Here is a 16288-nt window from a genome sequence, read left to right on the forward strand (position 1 = left end):
ACCCGCTTAGCGGTTGCCGCCACGTCCGCCGCCATTGCCGCTTTGCGAATTACCGCGGTTGCCGCTCTGCTGGTTGCCGTCGTTCTTGTGGCTCATGCGTCCGGCCTCGCGCGCCTCTTCCGAGGTGAACTCGTGGGCGTTGCCGGATGCGTGGGCCGCACGGCCGCCCTGCGAAGCGATTTCGCGCTGGCGCTGCGGGTCCATCGAGGCGAAGCCGCGGCCACCGCCGCCATTGCCGCCGCCGCCGCTTTGCGAGTTCCCGCCGCGTCCGCTCTGCGAATTGCTGCGCTTGCTGTTGCCCTGGTTGTTCGATGCCATGATGGTCTCCTTTATCGATGACAGGGTTGGTCGGTTCTCTTCCGGCCGCTGCCGCCGCGTCCTGCGGAGGTGTCCGTTTCCGGAAGAGGTGAGTCCATCTTAGGCCACCGGCCTGGGCCGCGGAATAGGACTGCCCGGCCCAGCGCTGTAGGACCGTTCCGGCGCATACCGTCGCGCACCCGATGCTTAGTGGGGAAGCGCGCCGCCGGGAGTCGGAGCAGCGGGCGGCCAGCCCCCGACCGGATCGTGGGCGCCAGCTACCCGTACCACCGACAGCGGGTGGGCGAACTGGATGCCTTCGCGCTGGAAGGCGCGGTAGATCTGCAGCAGGATCTGCTCCTGGGTGTCCATGTGCAGGATGTAGTCGGGGCTCTTGAAGTGGTACACCACCTCGTAGTCGAGCGACCAGTCGCCGTAGCGGAAGAAGTGGGCCCGTTCGAAATTGACGTCGGCCCGTGACGAGATGATGTCGCGGATCATGGCCGGGATCGCGGTCACCTGGGCTTCGCTGGTGCCGTAGGCCACCCGCAGGAGGAAGGCGACGCGGCGCGACTCCATGCGCTTGTGGTTGTGGATCCGGCTCCTGAGCAGCTCGCCGTTCGAGAACACGATCTGCTCGCCGCCGAGGCCGCGCAGGCGCGTGGTCTTCAGGCCGATGTATTCGACGGCGCCGAGGGCGTCGCCGACGATGATGAAGTCGCCCACCTCGAAGGGCTTGTCGAGCATGATCGAGAGCGAGGCGAACAGGTCGCCGAGGATGTTCTGGGTAGCCAGGGCCACGGCGATGCCGCCGATACCGAGGCTTGCGACCAGGGTGGTGATGTTGAAGCCGAAGTTATCCAGTGTCATCAGGAACGCCACGGTCCAGACCACCAGGCGCATCATGAAGAACAGGATGGTGCTCGAGGCCTTGCGCGCGCCGTCGCCGGGCGTGGCGAGCAGCTGGCTGCGCCAGCCGCGCAGCGCGGTATCGCCCCAGATGCCCAGCTGCAGGATCAGCGAGGCCACGGCGATCCGCGACACCACCAGGCGCCAGCTTTCCGGCATCACGAGGAAAATGCTGGCGAGGTAGGCTGCGATGGCCAGCTTGAACACGAGGTAGCTCCGGTTCAGCATCTTGACCACCAGGTCGTCCACCCGCGTCACGGTGCGGTTCGCCATATTGCTCAGCCGGCGCAGGAAGAACATGCGCAGCACCACCATCAGGGCGGTCGCGCCGATGAAGACGCCGACCGCCATCATCCAGTTTTCCAGGTCGTTATTACTCAACAAATATTCCATCCCTGACCCCATCCCATCGTCACCGCAAAGGGAGTAGTGTGGGGGCCAGCAGGCCTGCGGCGCGCACAATTGACGCTGGCCGCGCATGGCCGAGGTCCTGCTGTCGATCCCCTGGTAGTCCGGCGCGCCGCCGCTACCTGGAAGTTCAGGCCAGCGCTTGCTCGATGGCGGCGGTGGTGGCCGGCTTGGTGAGGTGCCGGTCGAAGCCGGCGCGGGCGCTTCGTTCGCGGTCGGCCTCGCCGCCCCAGCCGGTCAGGGCCACCAGCCGCACGCCGGCATGGCGCGGTTCGCGCCGGATCGCTTCGGCCACCTCGAAGCCCGACATGCCCGGCATGCCGAGGTCGAGGAACACGACGTCGGGTTCGAATCCCGCCATCATGCGCAGCGCCTGGTGGCCGTCGTTCGCCACCAGCGCCTGGTGGCCGAGCTGGCCCAGCACGGCCGACAGCGTTTCGGCCGCGTCGCGGTTGTCGTCCACCACCAGCACGCGCCGGGCCATGCGCGGCGCCGCGGCTGCATCCGCCGGTCCGGCCCCCGGCGCCGGCAGCTCCTCGGGCGCCAGCGGCAGGCGCACGGTAAACACGCTGCCGGCATTGGTGCCGGCGCTGCTCGCCTGCACGCTGCCGCCATGCAGCTCCACCAGGCTGCGCACCAACGACAGGCCGATGCCCAGCCCGCCCGCCGCATGGCGGCGGCCTTCGCCGATCTGGGTGAACATCTTGAACACGTCTTCCAGGCGCCCCGGGTCGATGCCGATGCCGTTGTCGGAGACGGCGATGACCGCATCATTGCCGTCGCGTTCGGCCGCCAGCACGATGCTGCCCCCGCGCGGCGTGTAGCGCGCCGCGTTGTTGAGCAGGTTGGAAATCACCTGGGTCAGGCGGGTCGGGTCGGCGTCCACCACCAGGGTTTCCTGCGGCAGGCGCAGGTCGAGGTGGTGGCGCGCCGCCTCGATCAGCGGCATGCTGGTCTCGACCGCCGCCGACAGCACGCCGGCCAGGTCGATGCGTTCGCACTTGAGCGCGACCTGGCCGCGCGTGATGCGCGCCACGTCGAGCAGGTCGTCGACCAGGTGGACCAGCTGCCCGAGCTGGCGTTCCATGATCTCGTGGATGCGCGCCACCGCCGCGGGGTCCTCGGGCGCGCGGCGGATGAACTGCAGGCCGCTGCGCAGCGGCGCCAGCGGGTTGCGCAGCTCGTGGGCGAGGGTGGCCAGGAATTCGGTCTTGATGCGGTTCGCTTCTTCCAGGTCGGCCGCCATCTGGCGCAGCGCGTCCTCGCCCTTGCGCCGTTCGGTGATGTCGTTGAACACCACCGCGATCCGGTGCTGCTCCGGCGGCCCGATACGGGCAGCATAGACGTCGAACCAGCGGCCCAGGTCGCGCGCTTCGCTCACGAAGCGCACCGCCTCGCCGGTCGCGGCAACCCTTCCATACGTCTCGAACCAAGAACGCTCATGCTGTGGCGCGAACTGGCGGATGCTGCGGCCGATCGCATTGGCCAGGCCGGTATGCTTGACGAAGGCCGGATTGGTCTCCAGGAACAGGTAGTCGCAGGGCTGTCCGGCACCGTCGTACAAGATTTCGATCACGCACACGCCCTCGTCGATCGAATCGAACAGGGTGCGGTAGCGTTCCTCGCTCAGGCGCAGCTGCTGTTCGGGCTCGAACTGGCGCGAGGCATCGATCACCACGCCGCGCATGCGCGCTCTGCCGTCCGCCGCCGGCGCCACGCTGCCGCGTGCGATGACCCAGCGCCAGCCGCCGCCGGCGCGCCGGATGCGGAAGGTCGCGTCGTAGGGCGCGCAGCGCGCCACCGCGTCCGACAGCAGGGCCTGCACGGCCGCCACGTCATCCGGGTGGAGCGCTTCGAAGTAGCGCGCCACCGGCGCACTGTCTCGCATCGCCTCGGGGATGTCGAACAGGGCGGCCATGCGGGCGTCGCCGGCGACGCGGTCGGGACCGATGTCCCAGGTCCACACCCCCAGCTCGGCGGCGGCGATGATGGATTCGAGCCGGGCACTGGCATCGATGAGGTCCGCCTCGGCGCGCCGCCGCTCGGCGGTGGCCTGGAAGGCGTCGATGTAGAAGCGCAGCTTGGCGCGCAGGATCACCGGGGACAGCGGCTCGCTCAGCACCGCTACCGCACCGGCTTCATACAGGGGTTCGACCGGGAAGCCGGCGCCGGCCGGCACGCCCAGTGCGACCACCGGCGTGTGGACCGAGCGGCGCGTGGCCCGGACCTGGCGGATGGTGGCGGCCAGCGCGCCGGCATCGCCCGCATAGCCGACCAGCACCAGCGCGAAGTCATGGTGGCGCGCCTGCTCCAGGCCCGCCGCCACCGAACGGGCATGCAGGACCGTCTCGCCCAGCTCGTCCGCGACGCGTCCCAGCACCGGGTCGGGAACCGGGCGCTCGCAGATGAACAGCACGCTGGCGGGGCCAGGGGTCAAGGCCTGCCCCTGTGGGCCGGTAGGTGTCTCATGGTCGGATCCTGTTGTGGTGGTGGCGACAATCTACGGTCAGGATGCCTCCCTGTCAACGTCCGGAGGCCGCCACGCCGGGCTTGCGCCGCGGCTTGGCAATTGCCAGTAGTATTTCCCAACGATGGACCACATGTCGGCCGCATGGCCGTCCGCACGCACAAGGGAGGAATGGAGCATGGAAAGCGGAGCTAGCACCGCACGATACGAAGTGGCCGACATCATGCGCGGCATTTATGGGGACGGCATCATCGCCTGCCGCGGGGCCTTCAGCCGCGAGCTGATCGGGGAACTGCGCGCCGACATCGACATGCTGTTCGACGAAGCGCTGGCGCGCGAGGGCGGGGCCCTGAACCGCGGCCCGAACCGTTATTACGTCGAGGTGCATCCGGAGCGCCTGCGCTCCTTCGTGACCATCGCCAGCCATCCCTGGGTGGCCGCGGTCTGCAGCGCGGTGCTGGGGCCGGAATGGCGCATCGTCGAAGTGGGCTTCGACGTGCCGGGACCGGGCGCCATGCACCAGCCCTGGCACCGCGACTTCGCCTCGCCGCCGGAAACGGTCCAGGGCCGGCGCCTCAGTTCGCTGGCCTTCAACCTCACCACGGTCGACGTCACCGAGGACATGGGCCCCTTCGAGATCGCCCCGGGCACCCAGTGGGACCTGTACGACGGCGACCCGATGTTCCCCGACAAGTCGCTGTATCCGCGCTACGAGGCCCTGGCCCAGCGCAAGCTGCCGCAGGTGGGCGACATCTCGGCCCGTTCGGCCCTGACCATCCACCGCGGCACCGCCAACCGCTCGCAGGTCTCGCGTCCGGTGCTGGTGGTGGGCGCCGATGCGCCGGATGCGACCAACGCGATCAAGCACGACCTGCAGCTGTCGCGCGCCTACCATGACAGCTTGCCGGAAGGGGTGCGCAGGCACCTGAACTGCCGCGTCGTCGAGCAGCTTGTGCCGATCCGGCAGGCGCACACGATCGAGGGCCTGAAGATGGGCGTGACGATGGGCGGGTGAGGGAGAGAGGAGGGGCCGCGCGCAGCGGCCCCGAAAGACTTACTCTTTTTCCGGGACGCCCTGCGAGGGCACCGGTGTCTTCAGTGCGTCGGGCAGCGCGTCGGCGATGCCGTTCTCGGGCATCTGGCCGACCCGGCGCGCCTCGTCGGAATGCTGGTCGAGGCTGACTTCCTCGGCGACGTCGAAGCGGCCGTCCTCGGCGCCTTCCTCACCGGGAAGCAGATTGTCGGAACGCTGGTCCTGGCCGCCGCCGGCGACGGGGTTCGCCTGCGGCCGGGCCTGCTCGTTTTCTGGCTGGGGTGCTGGGGCCATGCTGTCCTCCTGTTGACGGTTTTTCATGACCCATTATCGCGCCGCGCCCGCCGGCCGGGCGCACGCTAGTCGCGCCGCTCCTTGCGCGGCAGGTTCTTTTCCACGATCGCCCACACGATCATCCCGTAGGCCAGTACCCGGATCAGGTAGTGCAGCGGTGAATCCTCGCCGGCCTCGTTCAGCACCGCGGAATAGATGCGGTGCACGCCTTCGATGAAGAAGGACAGGGCGAACCAGAGGAAGAAGCGGTCGCCGGTATTGCGCCAGAAGCGCAGGAAGAACAGGGCGATGGTGAGCGAAGCCATCGAGATCGCGCCGTACATCATCTGGACCATCGGCTCACTCCTTCTCGTAGATCAGGCCGTACAACAACAGCAGGCATGCCACCAGGGCGCTGATGACCCGCAGCGGCATGAAATCGACATTCGGAAACACGATCTTGTCGAAAATCAGGAACAGGTTATTGAAAGTCATCACCGCAAAGCACAGACCGCTCCAGAACAGGAGCCGGTAACGCGTGCGCCGGTAGCTGGCGAACAGGAGCCAGGTACAGGCCAGCGAGGTCAACATGCACAAGGTGTAGATGAGTTCGCCCATTAGGTATCCTTTCGCAGGCGGAAGGCGTCGGCGAACTGCTGCGCCTTGCGGTCGAGAGTGGAATGGATGAGGTTGGTGACGTCCACCAGGTGACGCGCGTAGAGCTCGGCCAGGCCGTCGATCCGCTCGCGCAGCGCTTCGGACGCAGGGGAATAGCAATAGGAATGCTCGTTCGGCGCAGGGCAGGGCGCGGCCATGCCGGATCGGCACAGCTCGTCGAGGAGTGCCTGGGCGGTACGCTCACTGGTATACAAGCGGCGCGCCAGCGTCTCTCCGCTCCATTGCTGGCCGGAATTCGCGCGCAGCAGCAGCAGCGCCTCGAGGAAGGGCACGGAGGGAATGCTCGTCAGGACAAAACGGCGCAAGTCCTCTGGGATTGGCGGACGGTTCATTCGCTTCGGGTATACTTTCCCAAAAGGAATCTTTTGTTAAGAAAGGCGCAAGTTTATCTCATTCTCGATGGAAAGGCATTTCCAATCGTGCGCATGCTGGCGTATGGTTTGTTTGACCTCCCTCAACTGCGCTCGGCTACAATACGGGCTAACGATTTTCTGGTTCGTCCCGCACATCCTCATGTTTCGCTCCACCCTGGCCCGGCTTGCCCGCGCCTTCTTCCTCGGCGGCCTGCTGGCCGCCGGCGCGGCCCAGGCCGCAAGCTGCCCCGACCATTACCTCGACGGCCGTGCGCCCGAGATCCGCAACCCCAAGCTGGCTGCCGCCACCCGTGAGCTGTGCTACAGCGAATTCGGCGTGATGCATTCGGGCGTCACCCGCACCGCGCTGTGGTCGGCCGAGCACCTGGCGCCCAGCCAGCTCGAAGCCGCCGAGGGCCTGGACCGCAACAACAAATTCCATCCCGAGCCGCGCCTGCCGCGCGGCCAGCGCGCCGAGCTGTCCGACTATGCGCGCAGCGGCTTCGACCGCGGCCACCTGGCGCCGAACGGCGACATGCCCGACCGCCGCGCCCAGCGCGAAAGCTTCTCGCTGGCGAACATGGTCCCCCAGGACCGCGAGCACAACCGCCACATCTGGGCGCCGATCGAAGGCGCGGTGCGCAAGATGGCCAAGCGCGAAGGTTCCCTGTACGTGATCACGGGCCCGGCCTTCCTCGGCAGCAACCTGCGCAAGGTCGGTAACGTGATCGTGCCGAGCCACCTGTACAAGGTGGTGTACAGTCCGCGCCAGAAGGCTGCCGCCGCCTGGTTCGTCGAGAACCGCGCCGATGCGCCGATCCAGGTGATCCCGGTCGCCGAGCTGGAGCGTATCGTCGGCATCGAACTGCTGCCCTCCCTGAGCCGCCAGCAGAAGGAGCGCATGCTGGCGCTGCCGAAGATCCGCCAGAAGAAGCAACGCAACTGACCGCACCGCCCAGGAAGGAAAACCCATGCCGAAGAAACCGTTCAAGCCCTTTGCCAATGAAGCCGACGTCCTCGAGATCGGCAACTTGATGCTGGAGAACCGGCTCGACCGCATCACCATCTCCGGCGACGTCGACCTGACCGCCGACAAGGCCGGGCTCGCGCTGGCGCGCCGCCTGCACGCGCAACTGGGCGCGGTGGTCGAGGCACTCAAGGCGCGCGAGCTGCCCGACCGCCTGCCGCCGCCCGACGTCGATACCGTCGACAATCCCTTCGCCTGACTCCCCCAGGTCCTGTCCGGGTCGCCGGTTCGCATAGCACATGAGGGCGCAACCGGGCCGTACCGTTCCGCACGTCAAAGGTGCGCAGGGGCCCACGGAAAAGGCGTAATCTCGTTCGCTCCCCAACCGGCGATGCGAGGAGCTTTCCCGATGTCGAGCAATATCCCCGAGAACAAGCAGCAGGAAGGCCTGCGCATACCCGTGATCGAGGAGCAGCTGGCCGTCGGTACTCGCGTCGTCGAGACCGGCCGCGGCGTACGTGTCCACAAGACGGTCAGCGAACAACCGGTCACCATCGACGAGCGCCTCATGCGCGAAGAGGTGGATGTCCGGCACGTTCCCGTGGACAGGATCGTCGCGCCGGAAGAAGCACCTGCAAGCCGCTACGAAGGCGACACGCTGGTGGTGCCGGTTCTCGAAGAAGTGTTGGTGGTCGAACGCCGCCTGCGCATCAAGGAAGAACTGCACATCACCCGGGTCCGGCACGAGGAGCCTTACCGAGAGACCGTTCCGCTCAAGGCGGAACGGGTCGAGGTGGAGCGCTTCGACGACGCCGGACCGCCGCCCGCATCCGATACCCACCAATGATGGAGGAACGACCATGCAACATACTTTGGTAGCCGTATTCGATAACAACGCCGACGCGCGCAGCGCGATGGACGAACTGCTCGCCTCGGGCTTCTCGCGCCAGGACGTGCGCATGTCCGGCGACACCGGCGCCGGCATCACCGGCAGCTCCAGCACCACCACCACGACCACCACGGCCACGTCCACCGACACCGACACGGGCATCGGCAGCAGCATCAAGAATTTCTTCAGCGACCTGTTCGGCAGTGACGAGGACGACAGCCGCCGCCTCAGCCGCTACGAAGGCGCCGTCTCCGGCGGCAAGTGCGTGATCACCCTGACCGCCGATTCGCTGCCGGAGGTCGAGCGCGCCGCCGACATCGTCGAGCGCTTCGGTCCGATCGACATCGACGAGCACTCGGACAACGTCGGCAAGATGGCGTCCAGCGGGGCCATGCTGCAGGGCAGCCAGAGCGGCATGCAGTCGTACTCGACGTCCACCCAGTCGGCCTCGGCCCAGCAGCAGGGCGCCCTGTCCGGCGCCTCGCTGCAGCGCGACACCGCGATGGAAGCCGGCCGCACCGGCAGCACCCAGTCCATTCCCGTCGTCGAAGAACAGCTGAAGGTCGGCAAGCGCGAAGTCCAGCGTGGCGGCGTGCGCATCTACTCGCGCGTGGTCGAGACCCCGGTCGACGAGACCGTCGGCCTGCGCGAAGAACACGTCGACGTCCAGCGCCGCGCCGTCGACCAGCCGATCAGCCCGGCCGACGCGACCGCGTTCAAGGAACAGACCATCGAAATGCGCGAGACCGCTGAAGAAGCGGTGGTCGAGAAATCGGCCCGGATCGTCGAGGAAGTCACGGTCGGCAAGCAGGTCAATGAACGCCAGGAGCAGATCCACGACACCGTGCGCCATACCGAGGTGGACGTGCAGCGCCTGGACGGCAGCACGGCGCGCTCCGACCTGCGCGACGACGACAGCTATTTCCGCAACCACTTCACCAGCACCTACGGGGCCACCGGTGCATCGTATGACGATTATGCGCCGGCCTACAGCTACGGTTCGCAGATGGCCAGCAGCGGCCGCTATACCGGACGCCAGTGGGACGACGTCGAATCCGACCTGCGTACCGACTGGGAATCGCGCTACAGCGGCGGCCCCTCGACCTGGGAAAAGATGAAGGCCGCGGTGCGGCACGGCTGGGACCGCATGACCGGCGACACCGGCACCAACCGGACCTACTGAGCCCGCTTATCCGCAGTACCGACGGCGCCTGCGGGCGCCGTTTTCCATCCTTCCTACTGTCCCGTCAGGCGCGCGCGCGTACAGCCGGGTTTGGAGTAATCTGGTCCCGTGCATTTGCGCGCGGCGGGCTGGCGCGCGAGCTGTCTCGACCTCGTCCTACTCACGCGAGCGGTCCGGGGCCGGATTGTTCGGCAGCCACCCCCGTCACTCACTTTAAGGGAGGAATGACCATGCAACATACTCTTGTAGCCGTGTTCGACAACCGGACCGACGCACAGAATGCGATGAACGAGCTCATGTCCTCGGGCTTCTCGCGTGACGAGGTCAAGTTGAGCAATGCCGACCCGACCGGCATGACCGACAGCGTCACCGGCAGCACCGGGGACACCGGCCGCAGCGACACCCTGGCCGACGGCACCGGGATCGGCATCGGCGCTTCCATCAAGCACTTCTTCACCGACCTGTTCGGCGCTGACAACAGCGAGCATGCCAGCAGGTACGAGGGCGCGGTCACCCGCGGCCACCACGTGCTCACCGTGCGCGCCCAATCCCTGCCGGAAGTCGAACGCGCCGCCGACATCATCGAACGCTATGGTCCCACCGATATCGACGAGCAGGCATCGGGCGTCGGCGCGATGGGCGCCGGCAGCGGTCTGTCGGAGTCGATGCGCATGAGCGGCAGCACGACGGCCGGCAGCGGCAGCCTCGGAACGGCGGCGGGCACCGGCGCAGCCACGGGCGCCAGCCAGCAGCTCGACAACCCCGGCGACCGCAAGATCTTCCAGCAGCAGTCGCTGCACCAGGCCGAACCGATGGGAACCACCTACCAGGAACCGATGGGCCAGAGCGGCCTGAGCGCGACTGGCGGCACCTCGCTCCAGGGTTCGACCCTGCAGGAAAACTCGGTGCAGGCCTCGTCGCTCGAAGGCACGCAGAACGACATGTCGATCCGCAGTTCGGGCGGCCAGGGCGGCACCCTGCAGGGCTCCTCGCTGGAAGGGTCGGCGATGCAGGGAGGCGCCGGCTCGATGCAGCGCGATACCGCGATGGGCTCTTCGCCGGGCAGCAGCCGCTTCACCGAGACCCAGCGCGGCAAGTCGCGCATCTACTCGCCGGGAGCTACCACGGCAGGGACCGGCAGCGGGCTGGATATCGGCAGCAATTTCTTCCGCGATGATGACGATTACTACCGCAACCACTTCCTGGCCAACTACAGCGGCGAGGACTACGACCGCATGAAGCCAGCCTACGCCTACGGCTCCGAGATGGCGCGCAACGACAAGTACCGCGGCCGCAAGTGGGACGAGGTCGAGAACGACCTGCGCAGCGACTGGAGTACCCGCAGCGGCGATACCGCCGGCGACACCTGGGACCGCATGAAGGCCGCCGTGCGCCGCGGCTGGGATCGCATGACCAGCGACGATGACGACACCATCTACCGCAGCCACTTCAGCAGCACCTATGGAACGGCGGGTGGATCGTACGACGACTACGCGCCGGCCTACAGCTACGGCGCCGACAGCGCACGCAGCGACAGGTACCGCGGCCGCCGGTGGGACGAGGTCGAGAACGACCTGCACAGCGACTGGGACACCCGTAGCGGCAGCACTGCCGGTTCTACCTGGGAAAAGATGAAGTCGGCCGTGCGCCGTGGCTGGGACCGCATGACCCTCGACAAGGACGACGACAGCTATTACCGCAGCCACTACGACAGCACGCTGGGAAGCTCGGGCATGGATTACGACAGCGTCAAGCCGGCCTATGCCTACGGATCCGAGATGCGCAAGAGCGAGCTCTACCGTAATCGTCCGTGGGACGACATCGAGGGCGACCTGGCGCGCGGCTGGGATTCGCGGATCTCGGGCGGCACCGGCTCGGCCACCACGGCCGGCACGGGTACCGGCGTGGGCGGCGCCTGGGACAGGATGAAGTCTGCCGTACGTCATGGCTGGGACCGCATGACGGACGACGACGACAACGACCGCGAATACCGCAGTCACTGGAACGCCACCTACAGCACCTCCAGCGACGCCGGCAGCTATGACGACTACAAGCCGGCCTACGCCTATGGTTCGTCGATGGCCCAGGATCCGAAATACCGCGGTCGCCAGTGGGGCGAAGTCGAGAACGACCTGCGCACCGACTGGGATACCCGCTACGGCAGCGGTGGCCAGTCGACCTGGGAGAAAATGAAGTCGGCTGTGCGCCATGGCTGGGATCGGATGACCTCCTGATCGAGCGCCATGCTAGGGCGGCCTGGTAAATAGCCAGGAACGCCGCTGACCATCCAAAGCCCCCCAGGGTCGAACCTGGGGGGCTTTTTCTTTTCGGTGAGCTGGTATTGGAGTAGGCTGGATGGTGCAACGGCCAAGCGCCGGAGCGGGACGGGCCGGTCGGTTCGGCAGCCGGGATTGGCGCGCCCCGGGACTCACCGATTGGGAGGAACGACCATGCAACATACTCTTGTAGCTGTGTTCGGTAACCGGACCGACGCACAGAATGCGATGACCGAGCTGATTTCCTCGGGTTTCCCGCGCGAGGACCTCACGCTCTCCAGCGCCGATCCGACCGGCATGACCGACAGCGCAAGCGGCGCCGGCGGCAGCGCCACCCCGGGAGGCGGCACCGACGCCGGGAATGGCGCCAACCTGAGGCGCGTGTTTACCGACCTGTTCGGCGCCGACAACAGCCCGCGCGCCAGCCGGTACGCGGGCGCAGTCACCCGGGGCCACCACGTGCTGGTGGTGCGCGTCGATTCGCTGCCGGAAGCCGAGCGCGCCGCCGACATCGTCGAGCGCTTCGGCCCCTCGGACGTCGACGAGGAGGCAATGCCTGGCAGACCGCCCGAATCGATGCGCATGGGCGAAGCCGGCAGCATGCAGCAGGCTTCGCCGGCGCCGGCGCAGCCGCGCGCAGGGAGCAGGCCGCATCTCGACAACCCGGGCGACGGCATGATCTTCCAGCAGCATTCGCTGTACCAGTCCAAGCCGACGGGCGGGACCTACCAGGAGCCCCTCAGATCGAGCGGCCTCGGCGCGACCGGCAGCACCTCGCTGCACGGCTCGACCTTGCGCGAGAATGCAGCCCACGTCCCCACGTTCGAGGACATCGAGACGGGCGGCGGCGAATCAATGCAGCGCGAATCGGGCCCGGGCGGCGTGCCCGTGGCGAGCCCGCGCCTTGCCGAGACCCAGCGCGGCCGGTCACGCATCTATTCGGCGGAACCCGAGTCGCCCGCAGGTGGGGGCAGCGGCCTGGACATCGGCAGCAATTTTTTCGGCGATGATGACGATTACTACCGCAACCATTTCCTGTCCAACTACAGCGGCGAGGACTACGACCGAGTCAAGCCGGCCTATGCCTACGGCGCCGACATGGCACGCCACGACAAGTATCACGGCCGCGCTTGGCATGAGGTCGAGAGCGAGCTGCGCCGGGAGTGGGAGGTCCTCAATGCAGGGGTGGCCGGTTTGACCTGGGAAAGGATGAAGGCCGCCGTACGCCGCGGCTGGGACCGGATGACGGTGCACCGCGACGCCGACAGCTACTACCGCAGCCACTACGACACCCACCTGGGCGGCTCGGGGATGGAGTACGACAGCGTTAAGCCAGCGTATTCGTTCGGCGCCGAGATGCGCAGGAGCGAGCTGTACCGCAACCGCCCGTGGGACGACGTCGAGGGCGACCTGGCGCGCGCCTGGGGTGAGCGTCGCGGCACCAGCGCCGGCAAGGGAAGTGCCTGGGATCGCATCAAGGCGGCGGTGCGGCATGGGTGGGAGCGGATCAAGTCATGATCCGCGCCAGGCCGTGGCTGCACCGCGCGGCACTGGGCGAAACAAATCGGCGCCCAACGGGGCGCCGATTTCATTGTCACAGTTGGGAGAACAGCCGCATCATTGCGAAAACGCCTGCGCCGCCGGCGTGATCCGCACCGCTTCCGGCCTGATCCCCAGCTTCATCGACCCGATCTGCTGGTCTTCATCGAGCAGCGCCTGGGGCTTCTTCGCATCGTAGCTGATCGGCGAGAACGCATCCGTCACCAGCTTGTCTTTCAGGGCGGCCGCGTCCTTGGTGATGATCACCACCGACAGGTTCCTGGCCGACAAATGCTTCCTGATCGCCGCATTCACGTCGGCCACGGTGAGCCTGGCCAGGCCGTCGCGCATCATGCGGGTGAACTCGGGCGTGCGGTACCACTGGGCGTCGAGCGCATAGCCCAGCTGCTGGTCCTGGGTGGCCGTCATCACGAACACGTTCTTTTGAAGATAGCCGCGGGTGGTCTCGAAGTCCTGCTGCGACAGGCCGTTCTGGATCATCTTATCCAGCTCGAACAGCGCGGCGCGCAGGGCGAAGTGGCCGTTCTGCGGCGCCACCGGGCGGATCCAGACTTCGAACAGCTGCGCCTTGCGGCCCAGGTTCGGGTTCGGGAAGAACTGGAACATCCCGCGCGGGAAGGCTTCGATGTAGGCGTAGTCGCCGTAGTTCATGCCGCGCTCTTCGCGGATGCGCTGGTACAGGCGGGCGCTCGAGGCGCGGTGCTCGCCCAGCCAGGTCTTGGCCAGCCACAGGGCCGGGAAGTCCGGATGCGAACGGGTCACCTCGATCGGCAGGCCGAAGGAGATCGCGGTGGCGCGGGTGTTCTTCTCGATGATCTCGACGTCCAGGCCGTTCGGCATGCGGCCGCGGATGGCCGGGGTCGGGGCCAGGCCGCCGGCTGCCGGCAGGCGCGCCAGCGCGCCCTTCAGGGAGGCGACCATCGCATCGGAGACATCACCCGAGATGCCGACCCGCACCGCGCCCTGCGTGTACGCCTGGCGGTAGAAGTCCTTGACGTCGTCCAGCGTGATCGCTTCGATGCCCTTGACCGTGCCCAGCACTGGATGGCCGTAGGACGTGCCGGCGAAGACATTGGCCTGCAGGCGCTCCTTGCCGAATTCCTCTTCGTTGTTGTCCTTCAGGTCCAGCACCAGGGCATTCTTCTGCGCGTCCTTCAGGCGGCGGAAGTCTTCCTCGCGGAAGCCCGGGTCCACCAGCAGCGGCAGGGCGATGCCGAGGTACTGGTCCCAGTTGTCCTTGTGGGTCGAGCCGCTGAAGGTGGTCATTTCCTTGTCGGTCTGCTCGCTGAAGCTGCCGGCCAGCGGGAACAGGGCCTTGGTCACTTCGTCGATCTTGCGCTCGCGCGAGCCGCTCGACGCGACCATGGCCGCGGTCAGCGCCGCCAGGCCTTCCTTGCCCTTGGGATCATGCGCCGAGCCGGCCGCGAACAGCAGCTTGAAGCGGATCTGCGGCAGGGCCGACTTCTGGACCAGCACGTCGAATTTGGCCTCGCTCGCCTTCGGTGCGAAGTCGGCCAGCTTGGGCAGGTTCTTGATCTCCGCCGGCAGCGCGTCGTGCGACAGGGTCGTCACCACCATCGACTCGTCCACCAGGTACTTGCGCGCGGCCGCCTGCAGGTCGGCCGGCGTGAGGCTGTCGACCACCCGGTAGTAGCGGTTCAGGGTGTCGTAGGAACGGTTGAAGTGCACGTAGGAGGCGAGGGTGGAGGCGATCGCCTCGGTGTTGTCGAGCGTGCGGATCAGTCCGTATTTATTGGCGGATTTCGCATCCGCCAGCGCGGCCGCGGTGACCGGCTCGTTGCGCAGCTTCGCCACGGTCTGCAGGATGGCGTCGCGCACATACAGCGCATCGGCCGGCTTCTTCACACGCGCGCCGATGGTGGCCAGGGTCGGGTCGACCCGGTTCGGCACGAAGTCGAACAGCTGGTCGACCTTCTGCTCATCCTGCACCAGGCGCTTGTACAGCGGCGAGGTACGGCCGAAGGACAGCGACAGCAGCATCGACAGCGCCGCCTGGTCCTTCTGGGTATCGGAAAAGGCGGGCGCGCGGAAGGCGACCGTCACCAGCGGCAGGGTCGGGGTCTGCCAGGCCACGTGGCGGTATTGCGCGCCTTGCGGGGCCGGCTCGACCGGCACGTTCGACTTGAAGCTGCCGCGTTTCCACCCGCCCCAGTATTTTTCGACCATCGCCACCGCCTTGGCCGGCTCGACGTCGCCGGCGATGATCACGGTGGTGCGCTCCGGACGATACCAGCGGTCGAAGAAGACCTTCGAATACTCGTACTGGTTGGGCATGTCCTCGATGTCCTTCAGGAAGCCCATCGTGGTGTGGCGGTAGGTGTGGGTCGAGAACGCGGCTTCGCGCTGGGTCTCGAACAGCTTCTGCATCGGGTTCGCGCTGTTCTTGTTGTATTCGCCCAGCACGGCGCGCGATTCGGTCTTGAAGGCCTCGACCGGGTAGGACAGGTGCTGGAAGCGGTCGGCTTCGACCTTGAGCACGGTGTCCAGGTCTTCCTTGGCGAAGGTGGTGTAGTAATTCGTGAGGTCGTCGCTGGTGTACGCGTTCTGGCGCGCGCCGGCCTTGGTGATGATCTGCTGGTACTTTTCCGGCGGATACGTTGGCGTACCGCGGAACATCATGTGCTCGAAGAAGTGGGCGAAGCCCGACTTGCCCGGCTCGACCTCGTTGCGCGAGCCGGTCTGCACCGGGATGTGGACCGAGACCAGGTTCGGGAAGCCGGTCGGCACCACGATGACTTTCAAGCCGTTGGGCAGGGTTTTCTCTGTTGCCTTGAACGGCAGGACATCGCCACCGGCTGCTGTGGCTGCGGGCGTTTGCGCCTTTGGTGCGGCGCCGCTTGCGGGCGCGAATGCCAGCAACGCGACCGGCACGAGGGTCGCCAGGACGCTGCGCGACAGGGTGGTTTTCGACACGTTCTCTCCTTTTGGGAATATTGCTATCCGCAAAGGATAGATTATTCGACAAGGAAAGAAC

The 16288-nt window shown here is 66.9% G+C and carries 15 protein-coding genes; 7 read left to right on the forward strand and 8 right to left on the reverse strand.

What is annotated here, in order from left to right; genetic code table 11:
* Positions 1-6 precede the first annotated feature (6 nt).
* The 3 genes from YWC_RS28055 to YWC_RS0103035 form a co-directional block, all read right to left on the reverse strand.
* The gene (locus YWC_RS28055) at positions 7-318 is read right to left on the reverse strand and encodes a KGG domain-containing protein (protein ID WP_036212791.1); all 312 of its coding nucleotides are present in this window, start codon (positions 316-318) and stop codon (positions 7-9) included.
* Between the two features lie 186 nt (positions 319-504).
* Positions 505-1587 carry a mechanosensitive ion channel family protein gene (locus YWC_RS28060; RefSeq protein WP_169728078.1) on the reverse strand — a complete coding sequence of 361 codons (1083 nt, stop codon included), beginning with the start codon at positions 1585-1587 and terminating at the stop codon, positions 505-507.
* A gap of 157 nt (positions 1588-1744) precedes the next feature.
* The gene (locus YWC_RS0103035; protein WP_027864049.1) at positions 1745-4051 is read right to left on the reverse strand and encodes a hybrid sensor histidine kinase/response regulator; all 2307 of its coding nucleotides are present in this window, start codon (positions 4049-4051) and stop codon (positions 1745-1747) included.
* A gap of 208 nt (positions 4052-4259) precedes the next feature.
* Here YWC_RS0103035 and YWC_RS0103040 point away from each other — a divergent pair, with 208 nt between their 5' ends.
* Positions 4260-5096, forward strand: a complete 837-nt coding sequence (locus YWC_RS0103040; protein WP_027864050.1) for a phytanoyl-CoA dioxygenase family protein — start codon at positions 4260-4262, stop codon at positions 5094-5096.
* 39 nt (positions 5097-5135) lie between these two features.
* Here the strand turns inward: YWC_RS0103040 and YWC_RS0103045 are convergent, their stop codons facing one another.
* From YWC_RS0103045 to YWC_RS0103060, 4 genes are all read right to left on the reverse strand, one after another.
* Positions 5136-5408, reverse strand: a complete 273-nt coding sequence (locus YWC_RS0103045; RefSeq protein WP_027864051.1) for a hypothetical protein — start codon at positions 5406-5408, stop codon at positions 5136-5138.
* A gap of 65 nt (positions 5409-5473) precedes the next feature.
* On the reverse strand, positions 5474-5743 hold the full coding sequence (locus YWC_RS0103050; protein ID WP_027864052.1) for a DUF5985 family protein: 270 nt from the start codon (positions 5741-5743) through the stop codon (positions 5474-5476).
* Positions 5744-5747: 4 nt separating this feature from the next.
* Positions 5748-6005 carry a DUF5985 family protein gene (locus tag YWC_RS0103055; protein ID WP_027864053.1) on the reverse strand — a complete coding sequence of 86 codons (258 nt, stop codon included), beginning with the start codon at positions 6003-6005 and terminating at the stop codon, positions 5748-5750.
* Entirely contained in the window at positions 6005-6397 is a 393-nt protein-coding gene (locus YWC_RS0103060) for a hypothetical protein (protein ID WP_027864054.1), read from the reverse strand. The genes YWC_RS0103055 and YWC_RS0103060 overlap by 1 nt, the downstream gene beginning before the upstream one ends.
* A gap of 181 nt (positions 6398-6578) precedes the next feature.
* On the opposite strand from YWC_RS0103060, the gene YWC_RS0103065 reads away from it, so the two are divergent.
* The 6 genes from YWC_RS0103065 to YWC_RS0103090 all read left to right on the forward strand — a co-directional run bounded on the left by YWC_RS0103065 (position 6579) and on the right by YWC_RS0103090 (position 13251).
* Positions 6579-7364, forward strand: coding sequence for a DNA/RNA non-specific endonuclease (locus tag YWC_RS0103065; protein ID WP_036212794.1), 786 nt, complete (start codon positions 6579-6581; stop codon positions 7362-7364).
* A gap of 25 nt (positions 7365-7389) precedes the next feature.
* Positions 7390-7644, forward strand: a complete 255-nt coding sequence (locus YWC_RS0103070) for a hypothetical protein (protein ID WP_027864056.1) — start codon at positions 7390-7392, stop codon at positions 7642-7644.
* Between the two features lie 150 nt (positions 7645-7794).
* Positions 7795-8232, forward strand: coding sequence for a DUF2382 domain-containing protein (locus tag YWC_RS0103075; RefSeq protein ID WP_027864057.1), 438 nt, complete (start codon positions 7795-7797; stop codon positions 8230-8232).
* A 13-nt stretch (positions 8233-8245) separates the two neighbouring features.
* On the forward strand, positions 8246-9457 hold the full coding sequence (locus YWC_RS0103080) for a YsnF/AvaK domain-containing protein (RefSeq protein ID WP_027864058.1): 1212 nt from the start codon (positions 8246-8248) through the stop codon (positions 9455-9457).
* A 230-nt stretch (positions 9458-9687) separates the two neighbouring features.
* Positions 9688-11691: a hypothetical protein gene (locus YWC_RS28075; protein ID WP_156923451.1), complete on the forward strand. Its 2004-nt coding sequence runs from the start codon at positions 9688-9690 to the stop codon at positions 11689-11691.
* Positions 11692-11907: 216 nt separating this feature from the next.
* A complete protein-coding gene (locus YWC_RS0103090; RefSeq protein ID WP_156923452.1) occupies positions 11908-13251 on the forward strand; it encodes a hypothetical protein in 1344 nt (447 codons plus the stop codon).
* Between the two features lie 99 nt (positions 13252-13350).
* Here YWC_RS0103090 and YWC_RS0103095 read toward each other — a convergent pair whose 3' ends face one another.
* Positions 13351-16227: a M16 family metallopeptidase gene (locus YWC_RS0103095; RefSeq protein ID WP_027864060.1), complete on the reverse strand. Its 2877-nt coding sequence runs from the start codon at positions 16225-16227 to the stop codon at positions 13351-13353.
* Positions 16228-16288 lie beyond the last annotated feature (61 nt).

Origin of the sequence: Massilia alkalitolerans DSM 17462, from assembly GCF_000427785.1 — a bacterium.
Classification (GTDB): domain Bacteria; phylum Pseudomonadota; class Gammaproteobacteria; order Burkholderiales; family Burkholderiaceae_D; genus Telluria; species Telluria alkalitolerans.